General features: G+C 65.0%; 11 protein-coding genes. 5 read left to right on the forward strand and 6 right to left on the reverse strand.

Going from position 1 to position 16591, the window contains the following annotated elements; translation table 11 throughout:
• Window positions 1-26: 26 nt before the first annotated feature.
• From G8346_RS01520 to G8346_RS01545, 6 genes are read right to left on the reverse strand one after another with little or no spacing between them, the layout of a single operon-like run.
• The gene (locus tag G8346_RS01520; protein WP_166047519.1) at window positions 27-482 is read right to left on the reverse strand and encodes a hydrogenase maturation protease; all 456 of its coding nucleotides are present in this window, start codon (window positions 480-482) and stop codon (window positions 27-29) included.
• Window positions 479-1951: a Ni/Fe hydrogenase subunit alpha gene (locus G8346_RS01525; protein WP_166047521.1), complete on the reverse strand. Its 1473-nt coding sequence runs from the start codon at window positions 1949-1951 to the stop codon at window positions 479-481. Before G8346_RS01525 ends, G8346_RS01520 begins: the two co-directional genes overlap by 4 nt.
• Window positions 1944-2495: an NADP oxidoreductase gene (locus G8346_RS01530; protein ID WP_166047523.1), complete on the reverse strand. Its 552-nt coding sequence runs from the start codon at window positions 2493-2495 to the stop codon at window positions 1944-1946. The genes G8346_RS01525 and G8346_RS01530 overlap by 8 nt, the downstream gene beginning before the upstream one ends.
• Window positions 2492-3223, reverse strand: coding sequence for a 2Fe-2S iron-sulfur cluster-binding protein (locus G8346_RS01535; RefSeq protein ID WP_166047525.1), 732 nt, complete (start codon window positions 3221-3223; stop codon window positions 2492-2494). Before G8346_RS01535 ends, G8346_RS01530 begins: the two co-directional genes overlap by 4 nt.
• A complete protein-coding gene (locus tag G8346_RS01540; RefSeq protein WP_166047527.1) occupies window positions 3220-5109 on the reverse strand; it encodes an NAD(P)H-dependent oxidoreductase subunit E in 1890 nt (629 codons plus the stop codon). The genes G8346_RS01535 and G8346_RS01540 overlap by 4 nt, the downstream gene beginning before the upstream one ends.
• A 52-nt stretch (window positions 5110-5161) precedes the next feature.
• Window positions 5162-6634 carry an MFS transporter gene (locus G8346_RS01545; RefSeq protein WP_166047529.1) on the reverse strand — a complete coding sequence of 491 codons (1473 nt, stop codon included), beginning with the start codon at window positions 6632-6634 and terminating at the stop codon, window positions 5162-5164.
• Window positions 6635-6754: 120 nt separating this feature from the next.
• On the opposite strand from G8346_RS01545, the gene G8346_RS01550 reads away from it, so the two are divergent.
• From G8346_RS01550 to G8346_RS01570, 5 genes are all read left to right on the forward strand, one after another.
• The gene (locus G8346_RS01550) at window positions 6755-8977 is read left to right on the forward strand and encodes a glycoside hydrolase family 3 N-terminal domain-containing protein (protein ID WP_166047531.1); all 2223 of its coding nucleotides are present in this window, start codon (window positions 6755-6757) and stop codon (window positions 8975-8977) included.
• Window positions 8978-9077: 100 nt separating this feature from the next.
• On the forward strand, window positions 9078-10037 hold the full coding sequence (locus G8346_RS01555; protein ID WP_166047533.1) for a glycosyl hydrolase family 17 protein: 960 nt from the start codon (window positions 9078-9080) through the stop codon (window positions 10035-10037).
• 6 nt (window positions 10038-10043) lie between these two features.
• The gene (locus G8346_RS01560; protein WP_166047535.1) at window positions 10044-10928 is read left to right on the forward strand and encodes a LysR family transcriptional regulator; all 885 of its coding nucleotides are present in this window, start codon (window positions 10044-10046) and stop codon (window positions 10926-10928) included.
• 707 nt (window positions 10929-11635) lie between these two features.
• The gene (locus tag G8346_RS14605; RefSeq protein ID WP_206202525.1) at window positions 11636-14212 is read left to right on the forward strand and encodes a family 16 glycosylhydrolase; all 2577 of its coding nucleotides are present in this window, start codon (window positions 11636-11638) and stop codon (window positions 14210-14212) included.
• A gap of 73 nt (window positions 14213-14285) precedes the next feature.
• Window positions 14286-16591, forward strand: a 2306-nt coding sequence (locus G8346_RS01570; protein WP_206202526.1) for a hypothetical protein, incomplete at its 3' end; no start/stop codon positions are given.

Raw genomic sequence — 16591 nt, forward strand, 5'->3', positions numbered from 1 at the left:
GAGCTCGGGGTTCGGGCGATGGTGCTTCAGGGCCCGAGCGCCGGGCCGGCGCTGAGTGCCCGAAGAATGTGCCATGCAGCCTCGAGGTTGGCCCGGGCCGCCGCCGACAGCTCGGTGCCGAGCTCGAAGCTTTCGCCGCGCACGGCCAGCACCCAGGCCGGCGGCGCCGCCTTGCCGGTGCAGCGCTCGAAGGTCTCGAGCACCGCCGCGGGCGACAGGGCGTGGCTGGTGTGGCTGCGATCGCGGCTCGGGCGGACCTGCTTCAAGTCATAGGGCGGATCCACGCCAACGGCGGCATCGACGAAGATCGCCAGGTCCCTGCCGTCGAGGTCGAGTGCGTGCTCGACCTGGAGCTGGAAATCCACCACGACTTCGACCTCTGCCAGGTCCTCCGCCTCGAGACGGGCCGCGAGTGCGGGCCCGATCGCATCGTCGCCGCGGCTCGGGTTGCCGACCGCGAACACGACGACGGGGGCGCTCATCCTCCGTCCCGCCGCAGGCTGTCGATCACGTTGCCGTCGGCATCCGCCAGCTCGACGGCCAGCGGCATCTTGCCGAGCGCGTGGGTGGCGCAGGAGAGGCAGGGATCGAAGGCGCGCACGGCGACTTCGATGTGGTTCAACAGGCCCTCGGTGAGCGTGCGGCCGTCCAGGTAGCGACGCGCGACGGCACGGATGGCGCGGTTCATGGCCTCGTTGTTGTGCGTCGTGGAGACGATCAGGTTGGCGCGCACCACCTGGTCGTGCTCGTCCACGCGGTAATGATGGATCAGCGTGCCGCGCGGGGCCTCGATGACGCCCACGCCACGGCGCCGCCGTTCACCGTACGCCATGAGGTCATCCCCGCAGACATCGTCGTCCGCCAGCAGGCTGGCAATGACCTCGGCGGCATGCAGCATCTCGATCATCCGCGCCCAGTGGAAACCGAGCGTCGCGCGCGCCGCGCTGCCATTGTCGAAGGCCAGGAAGTCGCGGCGCTCCTGTTCGGCAAGCGGGGAGGGGATAAAGTCGCAGCCGGTCACACGCGTCAGCGGCCCGACCCGGTACCAGCCGTCCTCGGGGCCGAGTTCGCGCAGGAAAGGAAATTTCATGTAAGACCAGGGTTTCACGTCCTCGAGGATGCGCTCCCAGTACTCACAGTAATCGGCATGATCGAACAGCGTTTCACCGCCGGCGCTCAGGGCCCGCAACCCGCCGTGGTACAGGTCCATGGCCCCGTCGGCCCGCACCAGCGCCAGCGAGTGCGAGGGGAAGGTGGCGAAATCGCGGTACTGCTCCAGGTTTTGTTCGAACAGCCGCTTGACCAGGTGCACGGCCTCCCGGCTCCATTCGATCACCTGGGTGCATTGCTCGCGCAGGGTGCGGCGCTCGGCCGGCGGCACGCTGCGATTGACGCCACCGGGGACAGAGCCGGTGCCGTGGATACGCTTGCCGGCGGTGACACGGATCACTTCCTGGCCGAACTTGCGCAGCAGGACGCCCCGTCGCGCCAGGTCGGGATGCGCCGCAGCCACCCCGACGATATTTCTTCGCGCGACGTCGGAATCGAAGCCGAACAGCAGGTCGGGCGAGGACAGGTGGAAGAAGTGCAGGGCGTGGGACTGCAGGATCTGCCCGTAGTGCATCAGGCGCCGGACTTTCTCGGCTGTGGGCGTCAACTGGTCCACGCCGACGACCAGGTCCATGGCCTTGGAGGCGGCGAGGTGGTGGCTGACCGGGCAGATGCCGCACAGGCGCTGCACCATCACCGGGACTTCCCAGTAGGGCCGTCCCTGGATGAACTTCTCGAAGCCGCGGAACTCCACGATATGCAGGCGCGCCTGGCGGACGTGGCCCTCCTCGTCCAGCAGCAGCGTGACCTTGCCGTGACCTTCGACGCGGGAGAGCGTCTCGATGACGACCCGCTTCAGGCCGGGCGTGCGATCGGTTTCCAGGGAATTGGCTTCAGTCATAACTGATCAGTCCATGGCCGAGCCGCGGCGTGCGGCCGGCAATCAGGTCGGTGAGGAAGCTCCAGATCGCATCGGCCGACGGCGGGCAACCCGGGATGAAGTAGTCGACCTTGACGACTTCGTGCAGCGGATGGACCTTGTCGAGCGGCAGCGGCAGCTCGGGATCGTCCGGAATGCAGCCCTTGGAGAGGCTCGGCTCGGTTTCGTAGACCTCCTGCAGGCACAGCCCGAGGTCGAGGTGATTGCGCTGGGCGGGTAGCCCGCCGGTCACCGCACAGGCGCCGATCGCCACCAGGATACGGCAGTTGGCGCGGAACTCCTGTAGCACGCGGACGTTCTCCGCATTGCAGACCCCGCCTTCGATGATGCCGATATCGCACTTGCCGCAGTGCTTGATGTCGGTCAGTGGTGAGCGGTCGAACTGGATCTTGTCCAGCAGCGGGAAGAGGCGCTCATCGATATCCAGCAGGGACATGTGGCAGCCGAAGCAACCCGCCAGCGAGGTGGTGGCGACTTTCAGCTTGCGGGGAGGTGCGGCGCTCATTTCTTGTGCTCCGGCGACCGCGGCGCATCGGCCAGCGCCTGGGCGCTGATGGGGGCGCGGTCGTAGCGGCGCTCACCAATCGGCACGGCGAAGCCGACGCGCTTTTTCAGGATCACGCCGACCGGGCACACTTCCATCGCCTTGTCGTCCAGGGCGATGTCGGTGTCCGCGAGCTGATTCGACTCGGCGTTGACCACCAGGTGCTTGTCTATGCCGCGGCCGGACAGGGCGAACACGCCCTTGCCGTCCACCTCGTTCGAGGCCCGCACGCACAGTTCGCACAGCACGCAGCGGTTGAAATCCAGCAGGATGTCCGGGTGCGACGCGTCCACCGGGCGCACCGGGAACATGTGGCGGAACCCGGCGGTGAGCACGCCGAGGTCGTAGCCCAGGGCCTGCAACACGCAATTGCCGCTGGCCTCGCAGGAAGGGCAGAAATGATTCCCTTCCGCGAACAACATCTGCACCAGCATGCGCCGCAAGTCGTTCAGCTCCTCGGTTTCGCTCTCCACGTTGATGCCCGGCGACGCCGGCGTGGTACAGGCCGCCATCATGCGGCCGTCGACGCGCGCGGTGCAGACCTTGCAACTGCCATGGGGACGGAACTCGGGGTGGTAGCACAGGTGGGGAATGTAGCGCCCCGCCGCCAGTGCCGCCTGCAGCACGGTCTGCCCCGGCTCGAAGGGCACCTCTTGGTCGTCGAGGATGAAAGTGGGCCGTTTGCTCATGTTTCCTGTTCCAGGTAGGCCCCGGGATCGTCGCGGCCGGTCGCCCGGCGGGCCGCGGCGAGCGCGCCGTCGAGGTCGAAATCGGGCGCGAAGCGGAGCGACTGCAAGCGGCGTTCGAAGGCCGGGCGAAAGCGCTTCAGGGTGTCGACCACGGGGTTGCAGGCAGTGTGACCAAGGCCGCAGTGGGCCGACATCTGCAAGACCTGGTTGAGGCGGGTCATTTCCTCGATCTCGTGCAGGCTGCCGCGACCCCTGCCGATCTTGGCCATGATCCCCTGCAGGATGCTGGTGCCGACGCGGCAGGGCGTGCAGAAGCCGCAGCTCTCGTGGACGAAGAAATCGACGTAGTTCCGCGCCACCTCGAACATGTCGCGGCTGTCGTCGAATATGGTGAAGGCGCCGGCAGTGGGAAGGTCCTCGAACGCGATCCGGCGGTCGAACTCGCCGGCATCGATACAGTGGCCGGAAGGCCCGCTCACCTGCACGGCTAGCGTACGCTCGGCGCCGCAATCCGCCAGCACTTCCGCGACAGTGACGCCGAAGGGGTATTCATAAAGTCCCGGTCGTGCACAGTCGCCGGCCACCGAAAGGATCTTGGTGCCGCTCGAGCGCGGCGTGCCCATGGAACGGAACCACTCGCCGCCGTGGACGGCCACCAGGGCCGCGGCGCACAGGGTCTCGACGTTGTTCACGATGGTCGGCTGGCCGAGATAACCCGCCGTGACCGGGTAGGGCGGCCGGTTGCGTGGGATGCCGCGGCGCCCCTCCATCGATTCCAGCAGGGCCGACTCTTCGCCACACACGTAGGAACCGGCGCCGACATGGATGCGGATGTCGAAATCGAAACCGTTGCGCCCGAGGACGTTGTGGCCGAGTAGGCCGGCGGCACGGCGCCGTTCCAGCACGGCTTCCAGCGACTCGAGCAGGTAGCGGTATTCACCGCGCAGGTAGAGCAGTCCTTCGCTGGCGCCGACGCAGAATGCGGCCACCGTCATGCCGTCGAACAGCAGGTCGGCGTGGGAGGACAGCAACACGCGATCCTTGAATGTCCCGGGCTCGCCCTCGTCCGCATTGCAGACGACGTAGCGTGTGTGGGCGGGTGCCGCTCGGCAGGCCGACCACTTCGCCCCGGTGGTAAAACCGGCGCCGCCGCGGCCGCGCAGGCCGGACAGTTCGATCTCCCGCAGCACCGCCAGCGGGCCCTGCGAGTCGCCAGGGATGCCCTCGCGCCAGGAGCGCTCGTTGGCGGCCAGCTCGCGCCCCACCGCAGCGGCGCGTTCCAGTGCCGCGCGCACTGCTTCCCCGGGGCGCAGGTCACTGCCGAGGAGGACATGCCGGCGTCGTACATTGTCCGCGATCTCGAACAGCTCGTGCGGCCAGTCCTCGAGCGGCCGGTTTTCCAGGATCAGCTCACGCACCACGGCGAGCCGCTCCGGCGACGCCCCGGGGATTGCCCATCCATTCACCAGCAGGCCCGGTCCCTGGTCGCACAACCCGGTGCAGGAGGTGCGGTCCACCCGGACCAGGCCGTCCTCCGAGACCTTGCCCGGCTCGACCCAGAGCTGGCTGCAGAAGCTCTCCATGAGGCGCTCGCTGCCCTGCATGCGGTCAGTGATGTTGTCGGAGAACAGGACCTGGTAGCGGCCTGCAGGATCGGTGTGCAGGAAGGCGTAGAAACCGGCCACGCCGCGCACCGCCGCGAGCGGCAGTACCAGCTTGCGTGCGACCAGCGAGAGGGCCGGGGGCGGCAGCCAGCCGAGGTGTTCCTGGACCTCGCGCAGCACTTGGACCAGGTGCGTCGGGTCGTTGCGCCAGCGATCGAGAGTTGCGAGCACGCGGCCCTCATCCCCTGCGTTGTCCCAGGAGGCGAGTGCTGCGTTCGACATGCTTTCCATGGCTTGTCTTCTTGCCGCCTGGCTGCGGCGCCGGTCCTTGTGGCTATGCCGTTGCGGGCGCGAGCGCTCCCGGCGCGCCGCGCCGGGTTTCCAGTTGGGTCCTGATCTCGTGGGCCCTCTGCTCAGTGATGGAGAAAGTATAGATAGAGTAGATCGCGATCGCCGACGTGATGCACGGGATAAAGGCGTCACACATCCGCATCAGGGTGATGGTGCGCTCGGTCTGGGCGCCACCCAGTGCTTCGTCGAAGCCGGTGGCGTTGAGCAGGAAGCCGCCGCCGGCCAGGGCGGCCGCCATGCCGAGCTTCACCATCCACCAGAAAATGGAGCCGTACATGCCCTCGCGGCGCTCGTACGTTTCCAGTTCGTCCGCGTCAACGACGTCCGCGATCATGGAAGGCATCAGGGTGAACAGGGCGCCAAGGCCGAACGCCATCAGCGGCGCGGGCAGCACCACCAGCCAGGGAATCTCCGGGTTGTAACAGAACCACTTGGACGCGTAGCCAAGGATGGAGACGCCGATCGCCAGGAAAAAGGTCTTGCGCTTGCCGAGATGGGTGCCGATCCAGGTCACCAGGACGATGACCGCGAAAGTGGAAACCGCGCCGACGGTACCCGCCAGTCCGGCCCACTTGGCGCCGTCCACGGTGTCGCCGCCGGAGACGTAGTAAATGATGACGTAGAACTGGAACGAGGCGATCAGCATGAAGCCGTTGAAGACGAGGAACGTGGCCACACAGAGCTTGACGAAGGGTTTGAACTTGAGCGACGTGGCGAAGCCCTTCAGGAAGCACTTCATGTTGCGCAGCATGGCAACGGCCAGTGTCTCCTTGGGCGGCTCGATGTCGCCGCAACTGTTGGCGATGTCGGCGCTGACGCGCTCGCGCAGGAAGATGGCCGGGAGAATCCCGACGACAGCTGCAAAGACGCCAATGATGATGGCCAGCCCCGCAGCCCCGTCGACCATGCCGTCAAACCACTCTTCCTTCTGCATGATGAGGAGGAACCACGGCGCGACGACGTAGGCCAGCTGTGCGATGAAGTTCTGCGTGCCCATCAGCCGCGTGCGCTCGTGGTAGTCCGGCGTCAGCTCGTAGCCGAGCGCCACCCAGGGCGTAGCAAACATGGTGTAGGCGAGATAGAAGATCACGGAGCCGGCGAGGAAGTACCAGAAGTAAAAGGTCTCGCTCTTGCCGACCGGCAACTGCCACAGCAGGGCGAAGAACAGGCCCGAAAGGATGGCGCCACAGAAGATGTAAGGCCTGCGCCGTCCCCAGCGCGAGCGCGTGTTGTCCGAGATGTAGCCCATCAGCGGGTCGGTGAACGCGTCGGTGAGGCGGGGCAGGGCCGCGACGAGTCCTACCAGGGCCGGGTTCATGCCGAGCCCGAGGTTCAACACGATGATCATGCCGCCGATGGCTGCGGCGAGAAGGTTGTTGACGAAGGCCCCGGACCCGTAAATCACCTTGTGCGCGAACGGGATCCGGTCTTCGGGAGCGGTCTGGTAATGCGGCATTTTTTTATCCCGTGGCTGCGATCCCCAGGTGGCAGCCGGACTCCTGCCCGATAGTCTGCCAAATTGACAGCGCTGTCAAACGTTGCTAAAAGTCCCTACCTCCTGAGCCGCCCGATCAACATGAACTCTGCCAGCCCGAAGCCAACAAGCGATGCCGTGCCGATCGCGCAGCAAGTCCAGTTGTTGCTTGAAAAAATGACCCTGGCCGAGAAGATCGGCCAGATGTGGCAGCGCAATGCGAGCGAGGGACATCCGGCGGACTATCTCCGCGAAGACCTGCGTGCCGGACGGGTCGGGGCCGTGATCAACGTGGTCGACGTGAGCGTGGTCAATGAACTGCAGCGCATCGCCGTGGAGGAGAGCCGGCTCGGCATTCCGTTACTGGTCGGCCGCGACGTGATTCACGGCTTCAGGACCATCATGCCCCTGCCCCTGGGACTGGCCGCGACCTGGAATCCTGCCTTGGTCTCGGAGTGCGCCCGGGTGTCCGCTCACGAAGCCGCGACCGCCGGCATCAACTGGACCTTCGCCCCCATGATCGACATCGCACGCGATCCGCGCTGGGGCCGTATTGCGGAGAGTTTTGGCGAGGACGTCTTTCTCACCAGCCGCCTGGCCGAGGCGATGGTGCATGGGTTCCAGGATGTCGATCTCTCGGCGCCAGGCGCGATCGCGGCGTGCGCCAAGCATTTCGCGGGCTACGGTGCGGCGGAGAGCGGACGCGACTACGCCACCACGAGCATCCCCGAGATCGAGCTGCGCAACGTCTATTTCCCTCCGTTCGAGGCCGCAGTGGCTGCGGGCGTGTCCACCTTGATGCCTTCGTTCTGCGATCTGAATGGCGTGCCGGCCACAGGTAACGAGTTCCTGCTGCGCCAGGTGCTGCGTGACGAATGGGGTTTCGCGGGCGTGATCGTCAGCGACTGGGACTCCGTACGCCAGCTCAGCATCCACGGATTGACCGAGGACGATGCCCGGTCGGCCCAGTCCGCAGTGCTGGCCGGCGTCGACATGGAAATGGAGGGGGACGCTTACCGCAACCACCTCGCCGACCTCGTCGAGCAGGGTCGGGTCGGCATGGATCTTCTCGATAGTGCCGTGGCCCGCATACTGGACCTCAAGTTCCGCCTCGGTTTGTTCGATAATCCTTACACTGATCCAGCGGATTTCCCGCCGTTGCTCGACGGGACTGCGCTGGAGACGGCGCGGCGCGCGGCTCTGCAGAGCATCGTCCTGCTGCGGAATAGGGACGGCACGCTGCCCTTGTGCAGTGAGCGCCTGCGCTCGGTGGCCGTGATCGGCCCGCTGGCTGACGCGCCGCATGAACAGCTCGGGACCTGGACCTTTGACGGCCTTGCGGCCGACACCGTCACGCCCCTGCAGTCACTCCGCACGCTGCTAGGCGCGGGAACCGAGTTACGTCATGTGCCGGCCATGGCCCACTCGCGCAGCCGGGCCGGTCCGGAGTTCGAGGATGCCTTCGCGGCTACGCGCGACGCGGACGCCACCATCGTCTTCCTGGGCGAGGAGGCGATCCTCTCCGGCGAGGCCCATTCCCGTGCCGACATCGGCCTGCCGGGCGACCAGGTCGACCTCGTGCGGCGCCTGCGGCGGGCCGGCAAGCCGCTGGTGGCCGTGATCATGGCCGGCCGGCCCCTGACCTTGACCGACATCGTGGATGAGGTGGACGCCCTGTTGTTCGCATGGCACCCGGGCACTATGGGCGGGCCGGCCATCGCCGACCTGCTGTTCGGCCGCGAATCGCCATCGGGCAAGCTCCCGGCCACGTTCCCGCGCATGGTCGGCCAGGTGCCCATCTATTACAGCCAGAAGAATACCGGCAAGCCGCCGACGCCGGACCAGGTGGTGCACATCGACGCCATCGACCCGTACGCGCCCCAGACGTCGCTGGGCATGACCGCCTTCCACCTCGATGCGGGCTACCGTCCGCTGTTTCCGTTCGGCTTCGGGCTGTCCTACGCGGATTTCCGCTACTCGGACATCCGGCTCGACGCCGACGAGATCCGGGTCGGGGAAACCCTGGGCGTCAGTGTCCAGCTGGCCAATCACGGCGCGGTCGCGGCCGACGAGGTGGTCCAGCTCTATGTGCGCGACCTGGTGGGCAGCGCGACCCGGCCGGTGCGCGAGCTGAAAGGCTTCCGGCGCGTCAGGGTCGAGCCGGGGGAGTCGGTGCAGGTGAAGTTCGACCTGCACACCGAGCACCTCGCTTTCTTCGGGCGCGCAATGCGGCGCATGACCGAGCCCGGAGAGTTCCACGCCTGGATTGGCGGCAGTTCAGATGCCGACCTTGGGGTCAGTTTCCGCGTGCTGGGAGCAGATTGAGATGAAATTTCGGCAGGCAATCGCGACCGTGTTCGCGAGCATGATGTTGGGCGCCCCGGCGCCCGTGACTGGGGATGCAAATGCAAGCGATGACGGGCATATGAGCGACGAGGCCTATTCTTACCTGCTGGCCGGTGAACCCATCGCCATCGCCTATTCAGGGTTTCGCGAGGGGCAGCATCCGGACCGTGGCAACGGCGCGGTGAATCCCTCCAGGGCAGAAATCCTCGAAGACCTGCAGATCCTGGTGGCGCATGACCTGCGCCTGATCCGGCTCTACGACACGGGTGAGAATGCCCTGGTGACACTGGAACTCATCCGGGAGCACGCACTGCCGATCAAGGTGCTGCAAGGTATCTGGCTGAATGCCGAGATCAGCAACCACGAGGGTTGCCCGTGGCTGGACGAGCCCATCCCGGAGGAAGAACTTGCGGCGAACGTGCTGCGCAACCAGGACGAGATCCAGCGTGGCATCGACCTGGCACGCCAGTTCGCGGACATCGTGGTGGCCGTAAACGTCGGCAACGAGGCCCTGGTGAGCTGGAACGATCACATGGTCCCGGTGGAGCGTGTCATCGCCTACGTGCGCCAGGTCAAGGCGGCGATCGAGCAGCCGGTGACCGTCGCCGACAACTATGAATGGTGGGCGGAGGACGGCGCCGCACTGGCGGTCGAAGTCGATTTCCTCGGCGTGCATACCTACCCGGTATGGGAAGGCAAGCCGATCGAGGAGGGGCTCTCCTACACCATCGAGAATATCGAGCGGGTGCGCAACGCCTTGCCCGGGCATCCCATCGCCATCCTCGAGGCGGGCTGGGCCACGGTGGCGGAAGAGTTCCCAGCACAGGCCAACGTGGCAAACCAGGTCAGATACCTGCGCGAGCTCACCGAGTGGGCGCGCGCCAAGCAGATGACGGTGTTTATCTTCGAAGCCTTCGACGAGCCATGGAAGGGCGACCCGAGCCGACCGCTTGGTGCGGAAAAGCACTGGGGCATGTTCAACGTGGACCGGACGCCCAAGTACCCGATCGACCAGGCGATTGCGCCGCCAAAAGACTGAGGTTACATGCCCGTCAATCCGCGGTTTTCCCTGCGCGGGCTGCGCTCCTTCTGTGTGGCCGCGCGCTACGGTAGCTTCCGCACTGCAGCCGAGGAGCTGCACATCACGGCTTCGGCGGTCAGCCACCAGATCAAGAACCTGGAGGAAATGCTCGGCGAGCAGCTGTTCGAACGTGGCGGTCGCGAGCTGAAGCTGTCGAGCGTCGGCGCCCAGCTGTACGAAGACGTGACCCCGCTGATCGAGCAACTCGACGCCATGGTTGCGCGTTACAAGAAGGCCCCGGAGCGCAGTTCGATCCGGATTTCGGTACAGCCGTTCTTTGCCAGCGAGTATTTCATACCGCGGCTGCATGACTTCACGGCGACGCATCCGACGATCGACATCAAGGTGGGCACCAGCGACGAGAGCGCGGAGAGGCACCCGGGCGACGCCGACCTCTCCATACGCCTGTTCCGGACACCGCCCGCCGACATGCGCTCGGACCTGCTCTTTCCGCTGACGATGGCGCCGGCCGGCTCGCCGGAGTTCCAGCGCAGTATGGTGGTTAAAGGCGGCAAGATCTGCAGCGACTTCCCGATCATTGTCCACGAGACCTACCCGAACGCGTGGAAGCAATGGTCGGAAGCGGCGGGGATCGAGTTGCCTGACAACCAGAAAGTGACCCGCCTCGACTCGATGATCGCGGTGGTGCGCGCGGCACAGCGCGGGATCGGTGCGGCGCTGGTGCCGATCCCGATCGGCAACCTGTGGTTCGAGGAGGGGAGCGTGGTGCGCCTGTTCGATAAGGAGCTGGTCGCCAACGTCAGTTACTACCTGGTCGGACCGGAAGGCGATGCATCCCTGGAACGGTTCCGTTCCTGGATCCTCCAGACCTTCGTGACTGCGCGCTGATTTTTTCTCAACCCAGCACTGAAATCTTTTCGTTTGTGGTCTTGCGTGCCCTTGCATAGAGTGCGCTCACGAGCATGTTGCGCAGCAACACGAGCGGAAGACCCGAAGCAAAGAAGAAGGAGAGTGCCATGTCAGATAAGGCTGGAAACAAGCGTGATCCATTCACGTTAAGCCTCGGCGGGCTGACGGCTGTTGCCTCGTTCTTCCCGGCCCCGGCCGTGGCGCACGACAGCATCCGCCAGTCGGCTGCGTGCCGCGGACGGCGTTCCGCGCAGGAAAGAACGGCGCGGCGATGCCAGCCTGAGGGCGAGCCAGCGAACGCCGTCTGAACCGCAGGCTTCGGGCCGCGAGGCTCACGCCTCTTCCTACGCCTTTCGTCGGGAGATAGGCTCGTGCCCGGCTGAAATTGACAACGCTGTCAACGTCTGATAATCCTTACCCCCGAAGATCCGCACAGAACAACATCCTCGCGTTTAGAGGCGTTTTTCGGGGGAGTTAATGAGATTTGCCAACGGCGTTCCGCCGCGCGTTGCCCTCACACCGGCAGCGTTGACATTCCTGCACGGATCCATCGGCGGCGGGCGCGGGGCGCCCTCGACGCCGGTAGAACCGCGGACCTGCCTGGTCCCGGGTTCCAAGACGCGCGAACGCGCCATTCAATACTTCAGCCTTAAGCCTTCGGGCTTCCCGTTCTAGAGGGTCACCCTATGATGCCCGGTTCGCGAGGATTGCCACGTTTTGTCGCAGCTCTGGCCACGCTCGCCGTGCTGTCTGCCTGTACTGCCGAAGACCGCGACCAACAACTGGAGCAGGTCGACACGATCCAGATCCCGGTGGCGGACACCACCACCCGGACCAACTTCAACGTCGACGATCCGACGCTCGAGATACCGACCACGTATCCGGTCGCCGATGGCGACCTGCTGACGCTCGTCTGGAGCGACGAATTCGACGGCGCCCAGCTCGATCCCGAGACCTGGTTCTTCGAGTCCGGCGACGGCGCGAATTTCGTCGGCGATGGCGGCATTAACGGGCTGCCATCCGGATGGGGCAACAACGAGTTGCAGTGGTATCTGCCCGACAATGCGCAGCTGGAGAACGGGATCCTCAAGATCACCGCTCGCCGCGAGACGGTGGGCGATTTCGGCTATACGTCGGCTCGCATCACCACCCGCGACCGGTTCGCGTTCAGATACGGCCGCATCGAAGCGAGCATCAAGCTGCCCTCCGGCCAGGGCCTGTGGCCGGCATTCTGGCTGCTGTCCCAGGACAGCCCTTACGGCAGCTGGGCTGCGACCGGCGAGATCGACATCCTCGAGGCCGTCAACCTGGATGGCCAGCCAGGACCCGGCGGCCTCGGCGGCGGTAACGACATATTCGGCACCATCCATTTCGGTGGCGAGTTCCCCGCGAACCGGTCCTCGACGGTCGTCTACACTCCGTCCGAGGACGTGACGGGAGGGTTCAACACCTACGCCCTGGAATGGGACGAGTTCGAAATCCGCTGGTATTTCAACGGCATTTTGTACGGCGTGCAGAACTCCTGGGAGTCGGCTGCTGCCCCTTATCCGGCCCCCTTCGACCAGCCTTTCCACATTTTGCTGAACCTCGCGGTGGGCGGTAATCTGCCCGGCGCGCCCAACGGATCGACGCCCTTCCCGGCGACGATGGAAGTGGATTGGGTCCGGGTCTATTCTGGCGAGGAATCCGCGGGAGACCCGGCCGCCCCGGGGATCATCCCGGACGACGTCATCTACGCTTCGGACCCCAACGAGACCGTCGACCTGGTCTTCGGCGTCGACTACACCGGCTTCGAGCCCTTCGGATCCGGCTCGACCTTCAACAACAATGTCACCTTCGACTCCAGCTTCAGCCCGGTTTTCGGGGTCACGACCGGTAACGGTTACGGCGCCCAGGTCGGCCAGTACGCGATCGTTGGCTTCTCCGAGGGATTCGCGGCCACCTACGAGAGGCTGGTCTTCAAGGCGAAGAACCTCAACAACGACCTCATCCGGGTGAAGCTGCTGCCCGACGGCGACTACCTCGACATCGACCTCGCGGGGTCTACCTATTCCACCTCGCTTGGCGACGGCTGGTACCAGGTGGTAGTGCCGATCGCCAACCTGACCGGCGCAGCGACCGCCACCGCCTTGTTGTTCGAGACGGATGATACGGCAGCTGCGCCATTCACCTTCCTGCTGACCGACTTCGGGTTCAGTGGAAGCGCGGGCGGCGGCGGCGGAGATCACGGTGCTGGAACTGCGGGTGTTTTCACCGAGACGGCGACGGAGTCGACGATTGCGGTGACCAGCATCACCAACAGCATCGATTTCGGCGGCAACAACACGATCGCCGACCCGGCCAGCACGGCCATCCCGGCCTTCGAGGGCGACGTTGTTCTGTCGATCGATTACCAGGACAGCGGTTCCACATTCGGTGGCGTGGTGTTGAATTTCGGCAGTGTCGATCTGACTGCTTACGACACGCTGAATTTCACGGTGGACACGTCTGGAATCTCGGGTTTCGCTGACCTGACGATCCAGATCGAGCCGCCTGGAGCGGGGGCGTCCGGTACCAACGTGGCTTTGTCGGCTTACACGCCGGTGGCCACGTCGGGCAACTGGGCGACGTATGCGATTCCGCTGTCTGATTTCTCGGCGACCGATTTTTCTGCTGCCGCCAACCTCGGGTTCTGGAACCCGAGGGACGGCGCCGGCTTGGCCTTCGGCACGCTGTACGTGGACGACGTTTACTTCTCGACGGAAGCCAGCGGCGGTGGTGGCGGCGGCGGAACCGGCCTGGTCGTGAACGGCGGTTTCGACGATGGCTTCAACGGCTGGGAGACTTTCGATAACGGCGGCAGCGTGACGATTGCCGCGACCGGCGGTTCGGACGGCGGCCCGGCGGCCAACCTGAACGTGACGGCTCCGGGGAACCCGACGATCAAGCAGACCCTGATCGGAGCCGGCGTCATCGGGCCGAACCAGACGTTCAGCGTCACGTTCGACTGGAGGGGCACGGCGGCCAACGGCGGCGTGATCACTTTCCAAGTGTTTTCCGAGCAGGCGAATGGCGGAGTGACGAAGACCGACCTGGTCCAGGGTGGCGACGGTTTCCCCGCGGACTGGACCACGGTTGGGCCGCTGAACTTCACGAGCGCGGGCACGGCGGCGGAGGTCGCTGACGGGCTGACGCTGGAGATATCGGCGATCTGTGGCGGTGTTCCAGACTGTGTGTCCGACCTGTTCATCGACAATATCAACGTCGAAATTGTCGGCCCATGATGGATGCGCGCGAAACGCCGCACAGCGCCCTGGCGGACAATCCTGTCAATAACGTTACGCAGAGAATTCGTTTATGCACGCACTAGCTAACGTATGCCGGCTTCCCAAACTGGCGCTGATCGTTCCCGCCCTGGTCCTCGCGGGCTGCGGCGCGGGGGACGGTCCTGAGTCCATCGGCAATACGCCGGCGACGCCATTGCCGCCCACTGCGCCGGATTTCTGCGACCCGATCAACTTCGAGCTCGCATGTTCCGCTCCGGAAATCGTCAACTTCAATGGTGGTGCGACGATCATCGTCGACAATCCCGACCCGAGCGGGATCAACACCAGTGATCGGGTGGCGCGGATGCAGAAGTTTCCCGACGAGGTCTTCGGCGGGACACTGCTGAACCTCGGCGAGGCCATCGATTTCAGCGAGGGCGAGATCTACACGGTGAAGGTGTGGTCGCCGCGGCCGGTCACCGTCTCCTTCAAGCTCGAGGAGCAGGGCAATCCCGCCGGCGGATTCACCGTTGACGAGGATCATCCGGGTGGCGGTGCTTGGCAGGAGCTTTGCTTCGACTTCACGGGACAGGCTGTCCCCACGCCCGTCGTCGCGCTGACGATCATTTTCGACAACGGCACGCTCGGCCAGGCGGACACGGATCCGGACAACTGGACCTTCTACTACGACGACATTACGCAGCGCGAAAGCTGTGAAGGCTCCGGCGGCCCTGGCGACATTGATCCGGATGCGGCCATCTACACCAGCGGTGGCACCCCCGACCTGGTCATACCCGATGATTACACTGAGCGTACGGCCTTCGCCTCCGGCTCGGTGATCGATCCGGACTACGCCGATGACGAGACCTACAGCCCGGCGCTGTCCGTCTTCAGCGGCACCGGCTACGGCGCCAACGTCACACAGGTTGGATTCATCGGCTTCCCGCAGGGCTTCCTGACCCGGTACGAGACGATCGACTTCAAGGTCAAGGGCCTGCCCGGCTTCGTCATCTTCGTCAAGCTGTTCGACGGCGTCGACGCGCTGCGCCTGAACCTGACCAGCAGCGCCTACGCCTCGGAACTCGGCGACGGGTGGTTCCAGGTCTCCATCCCGGTGGAAGATTTCGCCGGAGCGGACGAGGCGACCGGCATCGTCTTCGAGAGCGATGACTCTTCAGCGACGGAGTTCCGGATGTTGATGAACGACATCGGGCTCAGCGGCACCGGCACCTTCGTTCCCGCCGCTCCGGGCGTCTTGCCGGAGTTCTCCCTTTACGACCGCGCGGGAGCCCCGGACCTCTTGATCCCGGACGATTACGCCGAGATCACTGTATTCGGCTCCGGCGCGGTTATCGACGACGACTTCAGGGGCGACCTCGATTTCAGTCCGGTGCTCGCGGTCACGACCGGTTTCGGCTACGACATCTGGAACGCCCAGCTGGCGTATACCGGCTTCGCCCCGGGATTCGCGGCTCTTTACGAGACCCTTGACTTCAAAGCGAAGGGTCTCGACAACGACGTCATTCGGGTTCGATTCCTCGATGGCGGTGACTATCTTGATATCGTGCTCACTAGTTCCCCGTTCGCTACAGACCTGGGCAACGGCTGGTACCAGGTATCTGTCCCGCTTACGAGCTTCACGGGCGTGGACCCCGCGACGGGACTGCTCTTCGAGACCGGCGCTGGCGCGTCAGAATCTTTCACGTTTCTGCTGACCGATATTGGGTTCAGCGGATTGCTCGGACCGGCGGACAGCGCGGACTCCATCATCCCCGAGAACGTGATCTTCGCGACTGATCCCACCGTCCCGGTGGATTTCGAGTTTGGCGTGGATTACTCGGGCTTTGAACCGTTCGGCTCCGGCTCGGTGTTCAACGCGAATTTCGCGGACGATCCTGGCTTCAATCCGGTGTTCGCAGTCACCAGCGGCGCTGGCTACGGCGCCAACGTCGCCCAGTTTGCGATCGTCGGCTTCGATGCGGGCTTTGCCGCGGGTTTCGCAACCCTCGACTTCAAGGTCAAGGGCATGCCGGACGACCTGATCCGGGTGAGGTTCCTCGACAACGGCGGTTATGTGGATATCGACCTGACCACCTCAGAGTACTCGACGTTGCTCGGCAACGGCTGGTACCAGGTATCGATAGCCCTGACCCAGTTCACGGGTGTCGGTACGGCGACGGCCCTGCTCTTCGAGAGTACCAACACGTCTCCGGATCAATTCACCTTCCTGCTGACCGACTTCGGGTTCAGCGGCACCGCCGGCGGCGGTGGGGGCGGCGGCAGCGGCATCATCCCGGACAACGTCGTGTACGCGACGGACCCGGGCGTGACTGAGGACCTGGCCCCTGCTGGCGTCAACAACTTCGGTTCCGGGGCGGTTTTCGACTTCGACTTCGC

This window comes from Thioalkalivibrio sp. XN279 (genome assembly GCF_011089885.1).
GTDB lineage: Bacteria > Pseudomonadota > Gammaproteobacteria > Steroidobacterales > XN24 > XN24.